Consider the following 22,046-nt stretch of genomic DNA (forward strand, 5'->3'; position numbering starts at 1 on the left):
TTTTACTTATTTAGCTTTCGCTTTATCGTATCGAGGATGTTCTTATTCTTTGTCAAATTCAATACTAGAGAAAATCCTATTTGAAAGGGTAACAAGATCATATAAACAAATAGCGCTATTGGATTTGGTCTTACATCCGATTTTCTATAATCGAACTTGCCAAGTTGGTATTTACAAATCAATTCGCAAAGGTATATTTCAGTGTTACTTAAACCACCTTTCTTCCATTTATTTAAATTATCTTTCCTTAGCCCCTTAGCAAGATTCAAGTCTCTTTGAGCGGAGCTTCCAACAACTGGAACCTCCTTCATTTTTGGCTCATACTTTATCTTTAAATAATCACAGACCTCTTGCAACACCAAATCAGGCTTTTCAATCAACGATTCATACTTTACATGCAAAACCTTAATATCATTGGGCTTCAGTGAAGTTTCAATACTAGCTTTCCATATCTTACTAATGGTGATTGGGTGATAGTTGGCCCAAGATCGAATGCTTTCTGATAATGGGATCGAATCCTTCCCGCCAAGAAATCTCCTTTTCCACTTGTACTTTTGTGAGAGTAGAACATCTCTTGGATCTCGAACCATATTAATAAACTTTGCATCTGGATAGTAAGATTGTAATTCATCTAGATAAAACAAATTACGAGGTGTCTGATCACAATATTTATCTTTTCCATTTGCTTTAGCTTCAACTCTCAAAAATTCATAATACAACAGAGCTGGATCAGAAATGTCGAGCGGAGAACTAGCTATCAACTCTTTAGCCCGCTTTTCATAGGATGATAATGTTTTTTTTGAGAAATATCCATCTCTCTGAGTTCTTAACAATTTTTGAATGTAGCTTAATTGTTGATCTTCTGTAAGCCTTTGTTCCTTTGGGCTATGAATCTGTCCCCAAAAATGAATTTCATGCTTGCAAGTCCAAACTCTTGGAGATTGATTGAGTATTCTGCCCATCATGGTTGTTCCTGAGCGGCTGTTTCCAAAGACGAATATCAAATCTGAAAATGGCATAAATTATAGTTTTTCTGATTTAGAAATGTACGAACCAGGTGATGTGTACGAGAAAACTATAGCTACTAAAAACCAATAGTAAAACGATATTTGTCTAATTTCCAAGGCTTGATTAAAAAGATTTAGTGGTATCATAATTAGTCCTAAGTAAATAGCTACAAGGGCTGTGCCATTCAAAATACTTTTTGACACTTTATATCTTTTCAGTAATCCAACTAGTATTTCAAAATAGAATGCAATGAAAAACAAAAATCCAATTACCCCATAGAATATGATCAAAGAAAACCAATAGACATCTTTTATTGAATACAAGTAAAAGTCTGGAAAGAAAAAAGGAATATCGAAATTAGAATTTGCATACCCAACCAAATAATCCTTATCAGGGCCAAGGCCAAATAATAGATGCCTATCTGATAAGAACGGGACAAAAACAAATAGCAGTAACCCCAACCTTTGTAACTCTAGCTTTCCAACGAATCCCTCAGAAAAAATAAACCAAAAACTAACATTTGAGCTCCCTGGATCTGCTACATAAAAACCATATAGCAATGTGAAGATTGATCCAAATCCAATTAAAAAAATTGATTTCTTCTTATCCCATTTATATAGCTGATGAAAAATTGGGATAATGGCTCCTAACAAGGCTACCCTGCTTCCACAGTAGTAAATACAAATAAGAAAGCTCGTATATATTAAATAACGAATACTTCTTGATTTGATAAGCTTCTCTTTCAAAACCAATAAGAGCGATAGACCTACAATCAGAAAAAAGCCGTACCCGATGGTAGTAGATATAGTCCCGAAAATATCTACTTCAAGTTTGTCAAGTGTTGAAAACCCTGTGATTAAATCTGTATCTGTCTTTTCCAATTCCTTTGGTGCAAAGAATTTTTTTACAGGAGTGCCCCCCAATATTTGTAAGAATCCAATAAAGACTTGAAACAGGGAGGAATAAAAGATGCATTTTATCGCCAGAATTGGAAATTTTGAATAATTAATTGTTGCAACAATGAGGTATATCAATAAAATATATCTCACCATGGCTTTTAGATTTTTTATCCCAGCCATGAAAGATGATTCACTAAAGAACGCAATAAGTATTGCATAAACACAAAATACCAATAGAAATAAATTGTGGCGACCTTTAATGAAGGTAATCTTCTCCTTGAATAATAGAGAATAATATATCACTAAGGCCGTAAGAAAATATATAATGACTTCAGAGCCTTGCCTTAGGATAATATAGACAGCACCAGGTACAGGAAGAATTTTTAGTAAGAAATCTTCAAGTGGGATATAAACTATCAAAAACAAGAGAGCCCATATAATGAATCTATTTCCCATGCTCTCTCCAAATATCAAAATTTATCCCAGTCAAATCTTCAAGTTTTGAGATATCAGCTTTATAGGTATTGTAAAGCTCTTTCCTAAGTGTAGCATCAAGAGGAGGATAAGCTGTTTTTGAAACGTTTCGATCTTTGATAAATCGAATGGCTTGTAATCTGAATTTGACTGGGATAAATTTTTTTGCCCACCTAGGCAGAGAAAAGCGAACTACCAATCTTTGAAGAGATTTAATCTTTGGAATCCCACTATCATTGACTCGATTAAAATTCACTGATCGCCTTTCTAATTCAAGAAAATCCAGAATTGTATTAAAGAACACTTCTTGATCTATCTTTAAATCTTCAAACCTGAGAACAAGTAAATTTTCCTTTTTAAATGTTTTATAGTACTGTTTTAGCTGACTATAATAGAAACCATGGTCTATATAGGTATTCTCTGAAAGAAATTTATAGTGACCTTCATCAACTAAATCAGTTTTTAGTTTCTTTTTTTCTAACGTAATAGCTTCTTCAAATCTATCAAGCGTTTCATAACCCATTTTCACTGCTTGCCAATATGCCGAATAAGCTCGAGTGACCGGATCCCGAAGTATACAGATAATTTTTACATTGGGTAGATGCAACTTAATTCTTTCCGCAGAAGCTTTGCTGAAGTACAAATAGTTAACATGACCGTGTAAAACAATTTTCTTATTTTCCTCAAAGAATTTTGAGAACCAATTAGTTCCATTGATATATTTCGAGTCCTCACAAAAGAAAGGGAAGTCCTTCATATGTTCAGGCCCACATACATCAGGATGCTGACTTAGCCAATTAAACACTGCAGAAGTTCCAGCCTTCTGAGCACCAATGATTAATGTATTTGGTAAAGTCAACTAGCGAGGAATTAAAAATGTGGGATAAAAGTTAAACTCCTTTTTAACGTAAAATGAAGAAGTAACATTTAAAAATATCATTCCAATAGCGTTTGAAATACACGCACCCATCACATTGTAAATTGGTATCAAAATTATTGAGCTCATGATTATAATAATGACTGTGGCTAGAATGATGTTTCTATATAAGATATGCTTATCACACAATTGAAGAACATAGCCAACAGAACCAGCGGAAACATTTATTAGCTGACCTATGGAGATTACAATTAATGCAAGACCAAGTTCTGAATATTCTTGTCCAAAAAATGTAAGAGGGATTTTAGGAAATGTAAACACTAGCAAGAAAAAAGGTAAAGTTGAAACCAGTGCGAACAAAGACATTCTTTTTACACTTCTTTTCAACTTATTAAATTCACCGTTTTTAAAATGTCTTGAAATAAGCGGCGTTATGACCGCATTAATTGCAAAAAGGGGAAGTGTCATAACCATACTAATCCTTTGAATTACAGAAAAATATCCTACCTGAAGTTCATCTGACATTGCACCTAAAATAATGATATTAATCTGTTGCGCAGAAACTTGGATTAAAGATACCAAAAGCAGCGGGACGGCAAATTTTTTAACAATCTTACCTTGGTCTAGGGTGGGAAACTTAACAATCGGCCAATTACTCTGAAAATGGCGGAATGTCATTATAAAAGTAAATACAATCGCAATTGAATAGACAATGACGACATTAACTCCTTTAAAAAACCATGAGTAGAAAAAAATTATAATTATCGCTATTAGATATCTGCTTACGCTGTTGAAGAATATTGATGCCGAAATTTTGCGCTTAGATTTTAGAGACTCACCAACCAGATATGTTAGAGCAAGAGGTGGGATTGACAATGATATATAGATAGCCAGCGACTTTAATTCAGTATTATTAAAAAATGAAGCAAAAAAATCCTTAAGAAGATAGAAAGAAAAGGCCACTATAATTGATCCAATCGCTACATTCTTAGAACAGTACCAATAAAATCTACGAGCAAGAACTTTATCGCCAACCGCATAGGATTCGCTTTGGAATTTCATTACAGCGTTATCCATTCCCATCTTACCTAAAATGACGCCAAACTGAATTAACGTACTCACTAATGCGAATAAACCAACTTCATAAACTCCATAATAATTAGAGATCAGGTAGATTAAAATAAAATGACTCAAAACACCTCCAACTTTCATGAAAAGTGCTCCAGCACTTTGCTTAATTTCGGAAATATTAAGAGATGAGAAAGTACCAACCATATTACTTGTTTCTTTTTCTCTCCTTAACCAATATCAAGATCAACCAAATGGAAACAGAAAGGAAAATATACACGAACATTATTGTCAGGAGTTGCGGGCTCGCTTTCTTGATTGGAATGTTTGCTGGTTGTATTGTGTGATAAATTGGTGTCTCACTATTCAATTGAAGTTCAATTTCTTCTTTTTTTTCATATAACGAATTAAGAATCGAAAATGAAAGATTATAATCCGTCTGCATGCTTTGAAGTCTGAACTTAACATCTTCAGATATAACATTTTTATTACTCTCCAAAAAAGTGATTAGACTGGATTTCTTATTATTTATTATCCTTTCTGATTTATCTATTTTCTCTTGAACCTTTTCTAATTCAATGGCTAATTTTTCAATCTTATAATCAGTCAGTTGTGATTGTAATAACTTTGAAATACGAGTTGCCAACAAGCCTGATAATTTAGGGTTTTGAGTGATAACGGATATTTCAATTACCGAAGTTTCTTCATTAAAACTAACAGCAATCATTTCGTCTAATTTTTTGACTAGTTTTAGAAACGACCGATTGTAATAAATTACATCATCAACTTGATTGTAAGTCTCTACCGTATCCTCTGGGATCAGACCAATTGCATCCAGTGCTGTTTCTAATATATTGACGATATGACCTTGTGGAGGTAACTTGGACTGTTCTATGTGTTTATATAGCTCTTGATTTTGATTGTCTACATTGAATTCACTTAATAATAATAACAATTGAAATGGTCTTGATCTAGCAATGATTGGAGCAAAACTAGGACTTAAATATGATTGCTGATTTGACCCGCCTAGAAAATCTAGAGATCCTAAACCACCGATATTTCCTAACAAATCAGAAGAAATGTCATCCGATGGACCAGAGTCTTGAATTATTTCTATTGAAGAATGGAATTGTTTTGGAAGTATCCAATAAGTTAAAATACCCAATGTAATAAATACTGGAAACATTCTTAAGTAAAGTGGCTTATACTTCCAAAGCACACTAAAAACCTTGCCAAGATCAATTTCTAGAAATTCTTCTTTCATAGTTGCATTGCTAAGCTTAATTTGTCAATCTGTCTATGATAAGTGCAATTGTTGCTAATGAAGATGTAATTCCAAGAACTTCCTGAACTGACATGCTTTGTTTCGCTTCCTGCTGTGGAACAAAAATATCAGAGCCTGGCTCAATGGGCGGGTATAATTTAAGCCAAAGAAAAGTTCTAGTCTTCTTTGCTCTCCCATTTGGATAAACTACATACGACTTTACTTTTTTTGCCTGATCACTGAATCCGCCGGATAATGAAATATACTCCTTAAATGTCGAATTTTTATCGTATTTAACACTCGTTGGGTAAAGGACTTCCCCACGCACTCTTACAGTCTGCAATTGCTTTGGGATACTTATTACATCTCCATCCTGTAGAATAATGTTATGTTTCGAACTTGGATCAGTAATAGCTTTTTCCAATTCAATTCCAATTCCCTCTTTGTCGACAAAAGTTGAACTTATTTCATCAAGGGAATCTCTTTTTATTAAACCCGCTAGCTGCTGCCTTCTATAGATGCTACCTTCACTGGTTTCTGTTGTAACATCTTTATCTACTGACAAATCCCGAATTAAAGAAGCTCCTTTCGGATAAGCATAAGATGTCATGCCTCCTGCCCTTTTAATCAAATCCGTAATCTTATCTTCTTCAGTCTCAAGTGAATAAATTCCTGGTCTCATTACTTCACCCTCAATTTTGATTGTCTTCTGGGTACGAAATAAAGCTGTTGCTTTAATGGTAACTACGTCAAATGGTTGTAGTTCAAATGTTGAAGCAGAAGTATCGGTTTTCAGATTCTCTGAGATTGAAAAATCAAAGAGAAAAGCTGTTCGAAACTTTTTTGAATCTTTAGAAACCCTCCTCGCTACCTCAACTGAGGTGGTATTTGCTGAAGATCTGAGACCACCAGATATAGTAATCAAATCCTCAACTGTCATCCCTTTTATAAAAGGATAGCTCCCTGTACTTTTAACTTCTCCAAGAATGGTGACCTTTTTTTGCTCTTCAATGTCAAAAATTGATGCGATTCTGACAACATCTTCCTCCTGAAGCTCATAGTCAACTTTTCCATTCAATACTTCATTAAGATTAAACGTAATATTTGAAAATGTTAAGTCATCGTTAATCCGTATAATGTTTCCTCGCTCCCTGAAGGCATCCCGACCAACAACTGCATTCATTAATATCTTCTTAAGAGTCAACCTATCGGTCAATTCATAATACCCAGGATAATGCACAGCTCCCTCTACTTTCACCCTATCAGAATAGCTGGAAGGAATAGTCGAAACATAAATTGAATCTCCTGCATTCAATGATGCGGTCTCGAAGTTCTCATAGTTTATGGTCTTAACCCACTTTCTACCATCTTCAAGTCTAAATATATTAATACGATCCTTCTGACCTTCGGGTCTAAACCCTCCTGATACATTTAGTAGCTCAGCAATGGATTCACTATCAAGGAATTCATAGATGGCTGGTTGTTTTACACTTCCTGCAAATTTTACCCTATTCTGGTATGATCTCACCACCACTATGTCTTCATCCCTTAGCTGAGGGTTTCCATCCGACTCACCAAAATAAAAATATTTATAAATATCCAGCGTGGCGATTTTTTCATTATCCCTGATAATATCAATCAAACGCATAGAACCATTCTCATTTGGACCACCGGCAGCATAAAGGGCATTGAAGGCTGATGAAAAAGATGAAAGAGCATAGGTTCCCGGCCTTTTCACATTTCCAACTACATTGACTTTGATGGTACGGATATTTCCAACAGAAAATTGTAAGTATGTGTTTGGGTTGCTTCCTTTGAGACCTGAATAAATAGTGGAAAGCCTATTAAAAATTCTGGTTTTCGCCTCTTCTACAGATAATCCAGATAAACTGATAGGTCCTACGCCACTTATAAGAATAGTTCCATCCGGTGAAATGATTTGCTGATAGGTAATTTCTGAAGCCCCGTATACATCAATAATAATTTCGTCACCTGCACCTAAAACATAATTTTTTGGAGTAGCTACATTTGGTGAAGGTTCGAATGTAAAAGCAGATTCAAAAATTTCTGAACCAAAAATTGGTAAGACGTTATTTTGAAGCGAATCAGGAACAATTAAGTCTTCAAAAAATGTAAGTGGCTCCTGATTGGAATAATCTTCTCTTAATCTCGAATCACTTCCGATTACGCCACTTTCACTTGACAAACCAGATTGTATTTTAGCTATGCGACTCCTTAGTTTTGAAATCTCAAGTGATGACATCCCTCTTTGCTTTGCCAGGAGTTCCAGCTGTTCCATTGTCAGCCCTGAGCTTTCGGCCCTATTAACAAATGCTTGCACCTGCTTGTCAGAAAGTGCATCAACATCCACAGATCTCAAGTCATTGATATTTTGTGAATTAGCTACAAAAGCAGTTATCAATGCAGACGTGTAGATTACCCTTTTTATAAAGATATTCATAGTAAATGACTATTGAGTTGGCAAAACTATAAAGTATGGGTTTAACAAATTCTCTTTGTTGTAGGAGAGTTTTGTAGTTCCGTCTTCTAAAGTGACTATTCCACCGGCTTCTGACACAACAACATGAGCAGCGGCAGTATCCCATTCCATGGTTGGACCAAAGCGAGGATAAACATCGGCCTGACCCGCTGCAACTAAAAGAAACTTTAGCGAACTCCCTTTGGAAACAATCTCAGGCTTCTGAAGCTGAGAAACAAAAGTCTCTGTTTCAGGACTCATGTGTGATCGCGATGCAACCACTTTCAAGCCTGATTCTGTCATTTTCTTTTTAGAGGTACTTAGACTTTCTACTACACCATTAACTTCTTTAAAAGCGCCCTGACCTTTGAGGGCCCAATACAATTCGCCAAGCACTGGCGGAAATACAACTCCAAGTATCGATTCCCCTTTATGGATCAATGCAATGTTGACAGTAAATTCTCCATTCTTTTTGATGAATTCTTTGGTTCCATCCAATGGATCAACCATCCAAAAATATTCCCATTTGGATCTTTCCTCATACGGAATATCTCTGCCTTCCTCACTTAGGATTGGGATACCGGTACCCTCTAAAAAAGAAACTATTTTATGGTGAGCGGCTTTATCTGCAATAGTCAGAGGTGACTCATCTGATTTTGCCTCAACTGAAAAATCGCCCGTTTCGTAAATTTTTAAAATTTCACTCCCTGCCGCTAAGCTTGCCTTCTTGGCTACTTCTAAAAGTTCAATCAAATTAATCCTCATATAATCATCCCCGCAGCTACAGTCTCATTTGTCCCTTCGTCAATTAGTATAATACTCCCAGTGTTCCTATTTCTTCTATATGAATCTACCAACAAGGGTCTTGTGGTGCGAATTTCCGCCCTGCAAATATCATTGGCAGTAATGCTTTTATCTTCTTCATTCCGGTGAAGCGTATTAATGTCTAGTTTGTATCTGATATCTTTAATCATAGCTTTCGCGTCTGCTGAGGTATGTCTTATCCCATACTTCGTTCGAGGCTGTGGCCCTTTATTATTAAGCCAGCAAAGCATCACTTCTATATCTTGCTTTGGTTCCGGTTGATTATTTGTTCTTACGATCATGTCTCCTCGACTGATATCGATATCGTCTTCCAAAGTAATTGTTACTGACATTGGAGCAAAGGCCTCAGCAACTGAACCCTCAAATGTGTCAATAGATTTTATCTTTGATGTGAATCCTGATGGTAATACCGTAATCTCATCACCCGGCTTAAATACTCCTCCGGCAATTCTACCTGCATAACCTCTATAATCATGGAATTCATCTGTCTGAGGTCGAATTACTGTTTGAACTGGGAACCTACAATCTATGTGGTTATGATCACTTCCAATATGAAGATTCTCAAGTGTATATAAAAGCGTTGACCCTTCATACCAACTCATCTTTTCACTCCTGTTTACAACATTGTCACCTTTGAGAGCGCTTATAGGAATGAACCTTACGTCTTTTACATCCAGCTTTGATGCAAAATCTTCAAATTCCTCTTTGATTTCAATATATCTTTTTTCACTATAATCTACCAGATCCATTTTATTGACACATACAATTACATGCGGGATCTGTAGTAATGATGCTATAATTGAATGCCGGCAAGTTTGCTCTATCACACCATTTCTAGCATCTATTAAAATTAGTGCTGCATTTGCAGTTGATGCTCCTGTAACCATGTTACGGGTATACTGAATATGACCCGGTGTGTCCGCAATGATGAACTTTCTTTTTGGTGTTGCGAAATACCGATATGCCACATCAATTGTGATACCTTGTTCGCGCTCATCTTTTAAACCATCTGTTAATAAAGCTAAATCTACCTCTGTAGCTCCTCGCCGCTCACTTGTTTGCCTAACCTGGTCAAGCTGATCTTCAAAAATTGACTTTGAGTCAAATAACAATCGACCAATCAGTGTACTTTTTCCATCATCAACGCTTCCAGCAGTAGTGAAGCGTAACAATTCCATATCTAAATATCCTTCCATTTCAATTAATGATCTATTGTTAAAAATACCCTTCTTTCTTCCTGTCTTCCATGGCAGTCTCTGACCGCTTATCGTCCGCTCTATTTCCGCGTTCTGTATGTCTGGCGGCTGCTACTTCTTCAATGATTTTCTCATAAGTATCTGCATCAGATTCAACTCCCCCAGTTATCGTAATATCGCCAAGTGTTCTAAACCTAAGTCTCTTTGTTACTACTTTTTCTGAATCCTCAATTTCAAGAAAATCAGAGATTGGCAACCATGTATTATTTCTCCAAATCACCTCCCTATCATGAGAGAAATATAGCGATGGTATTGCTATGTCCTCCGCCATTATATACTGCCAGACATCCATTTCTGTCCAATTACTTAATGGGAAAACCCTAAAGTGCTCTCCGAAATTTTGTTTGCCATTGAATATGTTCCACAGTTCGGGCCGTTGGTTTTTGGGATCCCACTGACCGAACTCATCTCGGTGAGAGAAAAAACGCTCTTTGGCTCGTGCTTTTTCCTCATCACGACGAGCACCACCAATGCATGCATCAAACTTGTACTCTTCAATTGTATCTAATAAGGTAACTGTCTGAATTGCATTTCTGGTTGCATTCTTCCCTTTTTCTTCTGCAGCTCTTCCGTCATCTATGGATTTCTGAACAGAGCCCACTATGAGCTTTGCTCCAAGTTTTTTTACCAGGTTATCCCTAAATTCCATCGTTTCTGGGAAGTTGTGTCCAGTATCAATATGAACTAAAGGGAACGGAATTTTTGCCGGATGAAATGCCTTCCTTGCCAAATGTGTAACACAAATAGAATCCTTCCCTCCAGAAAACAAGATGGAAGGATTTTGAAACTGAGCAGCTACTTCTCTTAAAATATAGATAGCTTCAGCTTCCAACTCTTTCAAATGAGTTAGATTATAATTCTTCATAATCTTATTATAGGTTCTGTTATTTCAATTAATTTTTTTAAACAATCATCCAATGACTCGTTTGCACTGTCAACTTTAATGTCTGGATTTTCAGGTTCTTCAAAAGGAGAATCGATTCCGGTAAAATGTTTGATTTCACCTGCTCGGGCTTTTTTGTAAAGGCCTTTTACATCTCGTTGCTCACAAACTTCTAATGGGCAATCTACATGAACCTCTATAAAGTTTTCGTCACCAATCAAATCGCGTGCTGTTTTCCGATCACTTTTAAACGGCGATATGAATGCGGTTAGAACAATAACTCCTGCGTCCACAAAAAGCTTAGCTACTTCCGAAATCCGTCTTATATTCTCTGTTCTACTCTCATCTGAAAAATCTAAATCGCTATTAAGCCCACTTCTAATGTTATCACCATCCAAAATGTAGGTGTTAAATCCTAAATTATGAAAATGAGTTTCTAAAGCACTTGCCAATGTTGATTTTCCCGATCCAGAGAGGCCAGTAAACCAAAGCACTTTTGGCAAGTGACCGTTTTTAGAAATCCTATCCTTTCTGGTTATCTCGTGTGAATGAGGAATGATATTTTCTTTATAGTCTCCCATCAACTAGTTCTTTTGGTAAAATGCTTTTGACATCATATATAATTGAAGTGGTCTTTCTTAAATCTTTCCAATTCAGATTTAAGAACTCCCGATGCGCCACGCAAAGTATAATTGAATCATAATTTGTTATGATTGAGTCAATTAATGTTAAATTATATTCTTCTCTTACCTGAGAAATGTCCGCATTTGGATCGTACACATCTACTTGTATTCCAAAGGAAATGAGCTCATTGTAGATATCAATAACCCGAGTATTTCGCGTATCCGGACAGTTTTCTTTGAACGTGAAGCCTAGAATTAGAGCTTTTGTTGAGGCTTCAAGCTTTTTCTTTTGTCCGAGCATTTTAATGACTCTCTGTGCTATGTACTGTCCCATTTGGTCATTGATTTTCCTTCCAGATAATATCACCTGTGGATGGTAGCCTACTGATTCTGCTTTTTGAGTCAAGTAAAATGGATCAACGCCAATACAATGTCCACCTACAAGACCTGGTCTGAAAGGCAGAAAATTCCACTTTGTTCCTGCTGCTTCTAAAACTTCGGTAGTATCAATTTGAAGCTTATCAAAGATTAATGCTAACTCGTTAACAAAAGCAATATTAATATCACGTTGTGAGTTCTCGATCACTTTGGCTGCCTCTGCAACTTTTATCGATGACGTTAAATAGGTTCCCGCAGTTATAAATGACCTATAAAAACTGTTTACTTTTTCAGCCGTTTCAGGAGTGCTTCCACTTGTTACTTTAAGGATATTAGTAATTCTGTGTTCCATATCTCCGGGATTTATCCTCTCTGGGGAATATCCGCAATAAAAATCTGAGTTGAATTTAAGTCCGCTTGTTTCCTCCAATATTGGAACGCAGACTTCTTCCGTACATCCGGGGAATACTGTTGACTCATAAACAACAATATCTCCCCTTTTTAACTTTGAAGCAACTGTCTTGGTAGCACTAACTATTGGCTTTAAATCAGGATTGTTATTTGCATCGATGGGTGTTGGGACAGTAACAATATAAAAATTACAATGCTCTAAATCGTTTCTATCACTTGAGTAAGTAAGCAATTCAGCTTTTTTAAGCTCCTCCCTGGAAACCTCAAGGGTTCTATCATATCCTGCCTTTAGCTCCTTTATTCTGATTTCATCAATATCAAAGCCTACTGTTCGATATAGCGTACCACTCTCCACAGCAAGGGGGAGTCCGACATAACCTAAACCTATAATACCAACTTTGTAATCCACTCAGAATCAGATTCAGGGCGCAAAAATAGAACAAAAATTTAGCCCAAGACCTTTTTTTGGAAATATTCAAGTGTTGGCTGTAATCCTTCAGCTCTAGTAAACCTTGGTTCCCAACCGAGTACCTTTTTTGCAAGGGTGATATCCGGCTTGCGTTGCTTAGGATCATCCTTAGGTAAATCTTTATAAATAATCCTCGACTTGCTGTTTGTTAAGCGAATGATCTCTTCCCCGAATTCCTTTACGGTAATCTCCTCGGTGTTTCCAATATTAACCGGTTGCGCATAATCGCTTTTTAACAATCGATATATACCTTCAACAAGATCATCTACGTATGTGAAGGATCGGGTTTGAGAGCCATCTCCGAAAGCAGTTAAATCTTTACCTTGTAATGCTTGAGATATAAATGTTGGTAAAACCCGACCGTCATCCAGCCTCATTCTCGGACCAAAAGTGTTAAATATCCGAACGATTCGAGTTTCAAGGCCATGAAAAGTGTGATAAGCCATGGTCAATGCTTCTTGAAACCGCTTAGCTTCATCGTAAACACCTCTTGGTCCTACTGGATTTACATTCCCCCAGTATTCTTCCTTTTGTGGATGAACTAAAGGGTCACCATAAACTTCTGAGGTAGAAGCAATTAACATTCTAGCTCCTTTATCTTTCGCTAAACCAAGGCAATTCAGCGTTCCAAGTGAGCCCACTTTCATAGTCTGGATCGGCATTTTTAGGTAATCAATCGGGCTTGCTGGTGATGCAAAGTGAAGGATGTATTCCAAGCCTCCGGATACATGGACATATTTTGATACATCGTGGTGCTGAAATTCAAAATCAGGATGGCCCATTAGATGGGTAATATTTTCAATGTCACCTGTTAAAAGGTTGTCCATAGCTATTACATAATAACCTTCTTTGATAAACCTATCACACAAGTGGGATCCTAAAAATCCTGCTCCGCCTGTAATTAATACTTTTTTCTTTGACATTAAAAATTGAGTTTAGCTTCTTTAAGTGCAGGAAGGTTTTGATCTTTCTTCGAGAGTATAATTTCATTTTCGGAAACTCCCCAACTAATATTTAAGTCGGGATCATTAAAAATGATCCCTGAATCATGTTCTTTTGAATACAGTTCATCAACTTGATACATCAGTTTAGCATGATCAGTTAGAACCAAAAACCCATGGGCCATTCCTTTAGGAACATAAAAGTGTCTTTTGTTGTGTGCTGATAATCTTACCAATGCATATTGACCGTACGTTTGTGAGGTCTTCCTTAAATCCACTGCTACATCTAAAACTTCACCCTCAATGCATGAAACCAATTTTGCCTGTGCTTTTCCACCAGTTTGAAAATGGAGTCCTCTTAAAACACCCTTTGAAGATCTTGATTGATTGATTTGCTTAACATCAAAATCATGACCAGTTGCATTTTTGAATTTTCTAGCATTAAACCCTTCGTAAAAATACCCTCGTTCATCCTCAAATACATCAGGCTCTAGAATCCAACAATCTTTTAAATTAGTTTCCTCTGCTTTCATTTATTTAAAACATTTAATAGGTAAGTTCCATAGCCACTTTTTTCTAAAGGTCTAGCTAGTTTTTCTAATTGATCCGATGAAATGAACTTCATTTTATATGCAACTTCCTCAATGCATCCAACCTTCAAACCTTGTCTTTCTTCAATAACATGAACAAAATTCCCTGCTTGCATTAGTGACGGAAATGTACCAGTATCAAGCCAGGCTGTTCCTCTATCAAAAACCTGAACATTCAATTTGCCTGCTTTTAAATAGTGGTTATTTATGTCTGTGATTTCTAGCTCACCTCTTGGACTTGGCTTTACATTCTTCGCAATTTCAACAACATTATTATCGTAATAGTAAAGCCCCGGAACAGCATAACTAGATTTAGGGTTTTCTGGTTTTTCTTCAATCGAAATTGCTTTCTGTGAACGGTCAAACTCAACCACGCCATATCGTTCTGGGTCATGAACATGATACGCAAAAACAACACCACCATCAGGGTCAACACATGCTTGGAGTTTCTTTGAAAGGCCTGATGCATAAAAAATATTATCTCCCAGAATCAAAGCAGCGCTATCTCGACCAATAAACTCGGCACCAATGATAAATGCTTCGGCTAAGCCACGAGGTTCATCTTGTATGGCATAAGAAAAAGAACATCCTAAAGATGAACCATCTCCCAGCAAGTCTTTAAAAACCGGCAAATCACGTGGAGTGCTTATAATCAAGATTTCGTTTATCCCTGACAACATTAAGGTTGATAAAGGATAGTAGATCATTGGTTTATCATACACAGGCAAAATCTGCTTGCTTACCGAATAGGTAAGTGGATGTAATCTTGTCCCCGATCCTCCGGCTAATACTATTCCCTTCATAAACTATCTATTTGAATAATTTTCGTCATAATACTTTAAATAATCCCCTGATGTCACATCATCAAGCCATTGCTCATTCTCAAAATACCAATCCACTGTTTTCTCCAGTCCTTCTTCAAACTGTAAGGACGGTTTCCATCCTAATTCCTTATTGAGTTTTGAGGCATCTATTGCATATCGCAGGTCATGCCCTGCTCTATCTTTCACATAAGTGATCAGCTCTCGCGAAGTTCCTTTGGCATTCCCCAGTTTGCTATCCATAATATCGCATAACAAATTCACCAAATCAATATTCTTCCACTCGTTAAAACCTCCAATATTATAAGTTTCACCATCATTGCCTTTTTCAAAAATAAGCTCAATTGCGCGAGCATGATCTTCAACGTATAGCCAATCACGCACATTCTCTCCTTTACCATAAACCGGAAGTGGTTTCCTGTTCTTGATGTTATGGATCATTAAGGGAATCAGCTTTTCAGGGAAGTGATTTGGTCCATAATTGTTTGAGCAATTGGAAATAACAAATGGAAAACCGTAAGTATTTCCGTAGGCACGTACAAAGTGGTCTGAAGATGCCTTTGAAGCCGAGTATGGTGATTTAGGATCATAAGGTGTTGTTTCTGTAAATAATCCATCATCACCTAATGACCCATATACCTCGTCCGTTGAAACGTGATAGAACCTCCTATTCTTTTTATCCTGCCAGGCTTCCTTGGCAGCATTAAGTAAACTAACTGTGCCAACTACATTGGTTTGAATAAACTCCATTGGATTAGTAATTGATCGATCAACATGAGATTCTGCTGCGAGATGAACGACACCATGGAAATCATATTTTTTAAAAAGGCTCTTTATGAATTCAAAATCACAAATATCTCCCTTTACAAACTCATAGTTAGGGTTTTTCTCAATATCCCTTAAGTTTTCAAGATTTCCTGCATAGGTAAGCTTATCAAGGTTTATAACTTGGTACTTTCCTGTTTTGATAAATCTACGAACCACATGCGATCCTATAAATCCGGCACCTCCGGTTATCAATATCTTCGAATCTGTAATACTCATATAATTTTACTATTATTTTTATACCAATCAATTGTCAACTTTAATCCTTCTTCTATTGAATAGAGCGGATTGTAATTTAGATTTTTAATTGCCTTTGAAATATCCGCTAAACTATGTTTTATGTCTCCTTCTCGTTCATCAACAAGCAAAGGTTCAATCTTTGTCCCTTCAATGGTATTGATGTAAGAAACCAAATCGTTTAATGTTGTTTTTTGTCCAAAAGCAATGTTGTAAACAGTATTATAGTTTACCATCGATGCTTCTAGTGACTTAATGTTAGCCTGAACCGCATTTTCCACAAAGGTAAAGTCTCTACTGTGACTTCCATCACCGTTGATAACCGGACTCTTTTTTGATAGAATGGCATTAATAAATAGAGGAATAACTGCAGCATACGGCCCATCAGGATTTTGTTTTGGTCCGAAAACATTGAAATACCTTAAACCAATTGTATTGAGTCCATAAACTCTATGAAAAACATCTGCATATAACTCATTGACAAATTTGGTCACTGCATAAGGAGATAGCGGCTTGCCTATTCTTTCTTCTTTTTTCGGCAATCCTTCTAAGTCTCCGTATGTAGAAGAAGATGCAGCATAAACCACTCGCTTCACTTGATTGTCAACACAAGCTTTAAAAACATTTAATGTCCCTTCAATATTGACACGATTTGAAGTGATGGGGTCTTGAATAGATCTGGGAACAGATCCAAGAGCAGCTTGATGGGAAACTGCGAATGCATCTTTAGAAAGTTTCAGTAAAAGTTGATAATCGAGAATGTCTCCTTCTACAAACTCAAAATTTTTATCTCCAATAAATTCCTCGATATTCTTTTTTGATCCAGTAGATAAATTATCCAGACAAACCACCTGATAGTTTCTATCTAGAAGGGATGCTATCAAGTTAGAACCAATAAACCCTGCTCCTCCGGTTACAAGAACTTTTTTCATTGGTTAAACAATTCAATGTGAGAATGAATCTTTTTCACGGTCGGTCGGAGAATATCCTAAGGCTGAAATTTTATGCAATGCTAAGGGGAATAGAAAGTATTTGCAAGGTATCACGTTGTTTGAATTTACCTTTGGCCTGTGCAGCGAATAGCCCAACTGATAAAAAAGGACTTGATTGTAGATTGGAGACAGCAAAATCCGATCTCTGGCATTCTTTTGTATTTAGCGTCTACAATTTTCGCTACTTACATGGCTTTTAAGGGATTTGTATCAATTGAAGTCTGGAATGCACTTTTTTGGATCATTTTGCTTTTCACTTCAATCAATGCAATTTCCAAAAGCTTTATTCAGGAAGAACGAAGGTCACATTATTACTTTTTTCTATGCAAGCCAGGTGAGATAATTCTTGCTAAGCTCATTTACTCGTTTCTATACTTGTTGGCAATTGCTGCAATCTCCTTATTTGTATATGCAGTACTACTAGGCAACCCGATTAACAATTATTCGCTTTTCACCCTAAACTTATTTCTTGGCTGTCTTGGCTTAAGCTCAGCATTCACTATGGTTTCTTCTATTGCTTTCAGGGCTAGCAATCGCTCCATCATGATGGCAGTACTCGGGTTTCCTGTTATTATTCCCGTCTTGATATTATCCATCAGCAACAGCTACAAAATACTTGATAGCTACGTATTTTCACAGATTCAAGGCAACCTCACGGCTCTATTTTCAGTTGATGTGATTATCATTGCGCTCACGTTCGTATTGTTCCCTTTTACCTGGAAATCGTGATGGGTTATTTACTAAAAACAGATTGGTGGAAATGGTTGTGTGTGGCGCTTTTAGTCTATACCGTAATTGCAGGATTGCTTCTCCCTGTACCTGAGCTACCCATCTTAAATGAAACTATTCGTGCGCTTCACTTTCATGTGCCTATGTGGTTTGGGATGATCCTTCTTTTCTTGGGGTCAGTTATTCACGCCATAAAACATCTTCGTACGGGAGATAACAAATTTGATACTTACAGCTATCAACTCGCTAATATGGGAATCGTGTTTGGTGCTTTGGGGATAATTACTGGAATGATCTGGGCAAACTTTACCTGGGGAGAGCCCTGGAGCAACGATCCTAAGCAAAATGCTTCGGCCATTTCATTACTGATTTATCTGGCATATTTTGTGCTTCGAGGATCTATTCAGGATGAACAACAGCGAAATAGAATTTCTGCAGTGTTCAACATATTCGCATTTTTTATGATGATTCCACTTTTGTTCATTCTTCCAAGAATGTCCGACAGCCTACATCCTGGAAATGGCGGTAACCCCGGATTCAATGCCTATGATCTGGATAGAAACCTGAGGAAGGTGTTTTATCTGGCTGTAATCGGATGGACATTATTAGGGTATTGGGTAGCGACAATCGCAATTCGACTTTCTATTACGAAACAAAAACTGGAAGATGCTTAAATATATTTTTGGAATATTAATGTTCCTGGGAACTCAATTTGCCAATGCGCAGGTTGAGATGGCAGATGACTTTAGAGGAGAAGGAAAAATCTATGTGGTGATCGCCATAATCCTGGTAATCCTAGCGGGATTTTTCTTCTTGTTATTCAAACTGGACAAAAAATCTAAGGGTTTGGAAAAAGAAATAGGGGAAAAATGAAAAAAAAATACATAGCAGCAATAGTCATTATTGCCATAGCAATCACCATGATCATTTCGATGACTGGAGATGCAAGCACGTACGTTTCATTTGATGAAGCTAAAGAGCTTTCTGAAAAAGGCTTCAAAAAGAGTATTCATGTAGTAGGAGAGTTACCTAAAACCGCCGCTGGTGAGGTGACCGGAATTGAAGAAAGTCCAGACAAACTTTCCTTTAAGTTTGAAATGATTGACGAAAAGGGGTTGAGACAACAAGTCCTTTTTGCAGAACCAATTCCTACAGATTTCACCAGATCGGAACAGGTTGTGATTGTTGGAGCCTATCAGGGAGAAAAGTTTGTTGCTGAAAAAATATTACTCAAGTGCCCTTCTAAATATCAGGAGGATCCGGAATTTACTAGTTGAATTTATAACTAATGGACAAGAAGTTTAAAGAATTTAAAACACGGATAGATCGAAAAATCAATGTAATGGAGGCCAAAATCTCCTACATGCATGACGGACTTAAGGGACTCCATGAAGCTCTTGGAGACTTTAAAGAAGAATTTGATCTCTTTATTGATTTTGCGTCAGACAATTATTCTGATCACGAAAAAAGAATCAAGGCTCTCGAGAAAAAAATATCGTAGCTGAATGATACATTACTTCGAGGGACAATTAGGTCACGTATTCGTAATCATTGCTTTTGTCACCAGCATTCTTTCTGCTTATGCTTTTTTTAAGGGTCGCAATCAGGATACCCAGTGGACATCCTTTGGATCAAAGGTTTTTTATGTTCATTCGTTTGCTATTTTAGGGATTGTAGGAACACTCTTCTACCTAATTACGAATCACTATTTCGAGTATCATTACGTTTACAGCCACAGCTCTAAGATACTTCCGGTCTATTATCAAATCTCATGCTTCTGGGAAGGGCAAGAAGGTTCCTTTTTACTATGGATGTTTTGGAATGCCGTTTTGGGTATTATTCTGATGAATACCAACAAGTTTTGGAAAGCTCCTGTGATGCTAATTATGTCGCTGACTCAGGTATTTCTTGCATCCATGATTTTGGGAGTTGTCATTTTCGAGGTAAAACTTGGGAGCTCACCATTCATGTTACTGCGAGACGTCATAGACGCACCAATTTTTAAAACTAATCCAAACTTTATCCCTGAAGACGGGAATGGATTAAATCCACTTCTTCAGAACTATTGGATGGTGATTCATCCTCCAACTTTGTTTCTGGGTTTTGCAACAACAGTGATCCCATTTGCTTACTGTATTGGTGGATTGATTATTGGAAAAAACAAAGAATGGATAAGGCCTGCACTTCCATGGGCTCAATTTTCAGCTATGATTTTGGGAGTTGGAATTTTGATGGGGGCTTACTGGGCTTATGAAACACTAAACTTCGGCGGATATTGGAACTGGGATCCCGTGGAAAATGCAATCTATGTGCCTTGGCTTGTTCTTATTGGAGCTATTCATGTAATGATCGCTTATAAAAAAAGCGGATCAGCTTTGAAATTATCTATGATATTGGTTGTCGCTAGCTTCTTACTTGTACTATACGCCACCTTCCTTACTCGTAGTGGAATTCTCGGTAATTCATCTGTCCACTCTTTTACTGATTTAGGGCTATCCGGTCAGTTGCTTATATATTTATTGGCATTCGTGACTTTGTCTGTCTTTTTCATTGTGAAGAGATGGAAAGAGGTTCCGTCATCAAAAGAAGAAACCTCCACTTACTCCAGAGAATTCTGGATCTTCATGGGAGCTGCCGTGCTTTGCTTAATGGCTTTTCAGGTATTGATTTACACGTCCATGCCGGTGTATAATCAGATTGCGGCTTTTCTGGGATTTGATTTGAATCTTGCTCCACCAACAGACATCTATGATGCCTATTCCTTACCTCAAATGATTCTGGCCATTTTCCTTGCCATTCTTTCAGGAACAGGGCAATTTTTCTGGTGGAAAAAAATGGATGGTAAAAAGCTAAAAGCTGAATTGACTACTCCTTTTATAATTTCTTTAGTCATATCAGGATTGGTCATCGCGATAGCAAAAATTACCAATCCATACTACCTCATTCTGCTGATTGCAAGTGTATATTCAATTGTGGCCAACACGAAGGTTTTTCTTGGTGTAGCCAAATCAAATATCAAATTATCTGGTGGGTCAATCGCCCATATTGGAATTGCGCTGATGCTTGTTGGGATTCTATTCTCAAGTGGATACTCTACAATCCTTTCCACCAATTATACTTCAATGGTTTGGAGTACGGAATTTCCCGAAGAAGTAAATAGAGATAACCTGCTCCTGTTTATCAACGAACCTCGTCAAATGAAAGAGTATTCGATGATTTATCGAGGTATAAGAAAGGAAACACGTGAAGAAGGATATGTAGACCAGAACGAATTATCATTGACATCCAACCCATTAAAGGTGGTTAAAAATGGAGAAGATACACTTACATTAATAAGCCCTGAGAACAGCTTCTTTGAAGTAGAATACCATACTGAAGAAGGTAAGCAATTCACGCTTTTTCCAAGGGTTCAGATAAATGAGTCTATGGATATGATTGTGTATTCTCCTGACATCAAGCGAAAATTAAATGCTGATATGTACACCCATGTCAGAACTTTTCCTGATCCGGATCAGGAACCGGATTGGAGTGAACCGCAAGAAATCAAAGTGAAGATTGGAGATCAGTTTTTTATTAACGACTATGTAGCTACCCTTCAGCGAATGGAGCCCATTTCTGAGATTGACGGTACTCCTTTATCAAGTGGGGATGTGGCAGTAAAGGCAGTAATAGAAGTTCAGGGAGAATTTGAAAACTATGCTGCTGAGCCAATTTTTGTAATCCGTGAGAGGGAATATGTAGGGAGGATTGATGATCAGGTGCATGACCTTGCTTTTCGAATTTCTGTTCAAAACATCCTGCCACAGGAAAATGCCGTTGTTCTGGCTTACCAAACCACACAAAAGGACTGGATAATCATGGAGGCAGTTAAAAAACCGTGGATTAACCTGTTGTGGATTGGTACTTTTATGCTCGTTATTGGGTTTGTTGTTGCGATTAGAAGAAGGTATGTGGAGTTCGTAAAAATGCGAAATAAGGGAGTAGAAGTATAGCTTCC

Annotated in this window: 22 protein-coding genes; 6 read left to right on the forward strand and 16 right to left on the reverse strand. The window is 37.1% G+C overall.

The features are described 5' to 3' along the window. Positions 1 to 2 precede the first annotated feature (2 nt). From RIC88_RS15360 to RIC88_RS15435, 16 genes are all read right to left on the reverse strand, one after another. Positions 3 to 1,019: a sulfotransferase family protein gene (locus RIC88_RS15360; protein ID WP_350218445.1), complete on the reverse strand. Its 1,017-nt coding sequence runs from the start codon at positions 1,017 to 1,019 to the stop codon at positions 3 to 5. Positions 1,020 to 1,022: 3 nt separating this feature from the next. After that, positions 1,023 to 2,087 (reverse strand): O-antigen ligase family protein, encoded by a 1,065-nt coding sequence (locus RIC88_RS15365; protein WP_350218446.1) that lies wholly within the window; start codon positions 2,085 to 2,087, stop codon positions 1,023 to 1,025. Between the two features lie 265 nt (positions 2,088 to 2,352). Further along, a complete protein-coding gene (locus RIC88_RS15370; RefSeq protein ID WP_350218447.1) occupies positions 2,353 to 3,240 on the reverse strand; it encodes a sulfotransferase family protein in 888 nt (295 codons plus the stop codon). Then, positions 3,241 to 4,533, reverse strand: coding sequence for an oligosaccharide flippase family protein (locus tag RIC88_RS15375; protein WP_350218448.1), 1,293 nt, complete (start codon positions 4,531 to 4,533; stop codon positions 3,241 to 3,243). A gap of 1 nt (position 4,534) precedes the next feature. Beyond that, positions 4,535 to 5,590, reverse strand: a complete 1,056-nt coding sequence (locus tag RIC88_RS15380) for a GumC domain-containing protein (RefSeq protein WP_350218449.1) — start codon at positions 5,588 to 5,590, stop codon at positions 4,535 to 4,537. 16 nt (positions 5,591 to 5,606) lie between these two features. Then, positions 5,607 to 8,051 carry an SLBB domain-containing protein gene (locus RIC88_RS15385; RefSeq protein ID WP_350218450.1) on the reverse strand — a complete coding sequence of 815 codons (2,445 nt, stop codon included), beginning with the start codon at positions 8,049 to 8,051 and terminating at the stop codon, positions 5,607 to 5,609. Between the two features lie 9 nt (positions 8,052 to 8,060). Continuing rightward, positions 8,061 to 8,822, reverse strand: coding sequence for a 3'(2'),5'-bisphosphate nucleotidase CysQ (cysQ, locus tag RIC88_RS15390; RefSeq protein ID WP_350218451.1), 762 nt, complete (start codon positions 8,820 to 8,822; stop codon positions 8,061 to 8,063). Between the two features lie 8 nt (positions 8,823 to 8,830). Further along, the gene (cysN, locus tag RIC88_RS15395) at positions 8,831 to 10,090 is read right to left on the reverse strand and encodes a sulfate adenylyltransferase subunit CysN (RefSeq protein ID WP_350218452.1); all 1,260 of its coding nucleotides are present in this window, start codon (positions 10,088 to 10,090) and stop codon (positions 8,831 to 8,833) included. Between the two features lie 19 nt (positions 10,091 to 10,109). Continuing rightward, positions 10,110 to 11,015, reverse strand: a complete 906-nt coding sequence (gene cysD / locus RIC88_RS15400; protein WP_350218453.1) for a sulfate adenylyltransferase subunit CysD — start codon at positions 11,013 to 11,015, stop codon at positions 10,110 to 10,112. Beyond that, the gene (gene cysC / locus RIC88_RS15405; RefSeq protein ID WP_350218454.1) at positions 11,012 to 11,614 is read right to left on the reverse strand and encodes an adenylyl-sulfate kinase; all 603 of its coding nucleotides are present in this window, start codon (positions 11,612 to 11,614) and stop codon (positions 11,012 to 11,014) included. Before cysC ends, cysD begins: the two co-directional genes overlap by 4 nt. Then, on the reverse strand, positions 11,601 to 12,854 hold the full coding sequence (locus RIC88_RS15410) for a nucleotide sugar dehydrogenase (RefSeq protein ID WP_350218455.1): 1,254 nt from the start codon (positions 12,852 to 12,854) through the stop codon (positions 11,601 to 11,603). Before RIC88_RS15410 ends, cysC begins: the two co-directional genes overlap by 14 nt. 38 nt (positions 12,855 to 12,892) lie before the next feature. Then, positions 12,893 to 13,837: a UDP-glucuronic acid decarboxylase family protein gene (locus tag RIC88_RS15415; RefSeq protein ID WP_350218456.1), complete on the reverse strand. Its 945-nt coding sequence runs from the start codon at positions 13,835 to 13,837 to the stop codon at positions 12,893 to 12,895. Continuing rightward, entirely contained in the window at positions 13,837 to 14,388 is a 552-nt protein-coding gene (rfbC, locus tag RIC88_RS15420; RefSeq protein WP_350218457.1) for a dTDP-4-dehydrorhamnose 3,5-epimerase, read from the reverse strand. Before rfbC ends, RIC88_RS15415 begins: the two co-directional genes overlap by 1 nt. Beyond that, the gene (rfbA, locus tag RIC88_RS15425) at positions 14,385 to 15,248 is read right to left on the reverse strand and encodes a glucose-1-phosphate thymidylyltransferase RfbA (protein WP_350218458.1); all 864 of its coding nucleotides are present in this window, start codon (positions 15,246 to 15,248) and stop codon (positions 14,385 to 14,387) included. Before rfbA ends, rfbC begins: the two co-directional genes overlap by 4 nt. Positions 15,249 to 15,251: 3 nt before the next feature. Continuing rightward, complete coding sequence (gene rfbB / locus RIC88_RS15430) at positions 15,252 to 16,310, reverse strand: dTDP-glucose 4,6-dehydratase (RefSeq protein ID WP_350218459.1); 1,059 nt, start codon at positions 16,308 to 16,310, stop codon at positions 15,252 to 15,254. After that, positions 16,307 to 17,260, reverse strand: coding sequence for an SDR family oxidoreductase (locus RIC88_RS15435; protein WP_350218460.1), 954 nt, complete (start codon positions 17,258 to 17,260; stop codon positions 16,307 to 16,309). The genes rfbB and RIC88_RS15435 overlap by 4 nt, the downstream gene beginning before the upstream one ends. Positions 17,261 to 17,398: 138 nt before the next feature. On the opposite strand from RIC88_RS15435, the gene RIC88_RS15440 reads away from it, so the two are divergent. From RIC88_RS15440 to RIC88_RS15465, 6 genes are read left to right on the forward strand one after another with little or no spacing between them, the layout of a single operon-like run. After that, positions 17,399 to 18,049 carry a heme exporter protein CcmB gene (locus tag RIC88_RS15440; RefSeq protein WP_350218461.1) on the forward strand — a complete coding sequence of 217 codons (651 nt, stop codon included), beginning with the start codon at positions 17,399 to 17,401 and terminating at the stop codon, positions 18,047 to 18,049. After that, positions 18,049 to 18,723 carry a cytochrome c biogenesis protein CcsA gene (gene ccsA / locus RIC88_RS15445; protein ID WP_350218462.1) on the forward strand — a complete coding sequence of 225 codons (675 nt, stop codon included), beginning with the start codon at positions 18,049 to 18,051 and terminating at the stop codon, positions 18,721 to 18,723. Before RIC88_RS15440 ends, ccsA begins: the two co-directional genes overlap by 1 nt. Continuing rightward, positions 18,716 to 18,922 carry a CcmD family protein gene (locus RIC88_RS15450; protein WP_350218463.1) on the forward strand — a complete coding sequence of 69 codons (207 nt, stop codon included), beginning with the start codon at positions 18,716 to 18,718 and terminating at the stop codon, positions 18,920 to 18,922. The genes ccsA and RIC88_RS15450 overlap by 8 nt, the downstream gene beginning before the upstream one ends. Then, positions 18,919 to 19,326 (forward strand): cytochrome c maturation protein CcmE domain-containing protein, encoded by a 408-nt coding sequence (locus RIC88_RS15455; RefSeq protein WP_350218464.1) that lies wholly within the window; start codon positions 18,919 to 18,921, stop codon positions 19,324 to 19,326. The genes RIC88_RS15450 and RIC88_RS15455 overlap by 4 nt, the downstream gene beginning before the upstream one ends. 11 nt (positions 19,327 to 19,337) lie before the next feature. Next, positions 19,338 to 19,550, forward strand: coding sequence for a hypothetical protein (locus RIC88_RS15460; RefSeq protein ID WP_350218465.1), 213 nt, complete (start codon positions 19,338 to 19,340; stop codon positions 19,548 to 19,550). 4 nt (positions 19,551 to 19,554) lie between these two features. After that, entirely contained in the window at positions 19,555 to 22,041 is a 2,487-nt protein-coding gene (locus tag RIC88_RS15465) for a heme lyase CcmF/NrfE family subunit (RefSeq protein WP_350218466.1), read from the forward strand. Positions 22,042 to 22,046 lie beyond the last annotated feature (5 nt).

Source organism: Ekhidna sp. (assembly GCF_040220215.1).
Taxonomy (GTDB): domain Bacteria; phylum Bacteroidota; class Bacteroidia; order Cytophagales; family Cyclobacteriaceae; genus Ekhidna.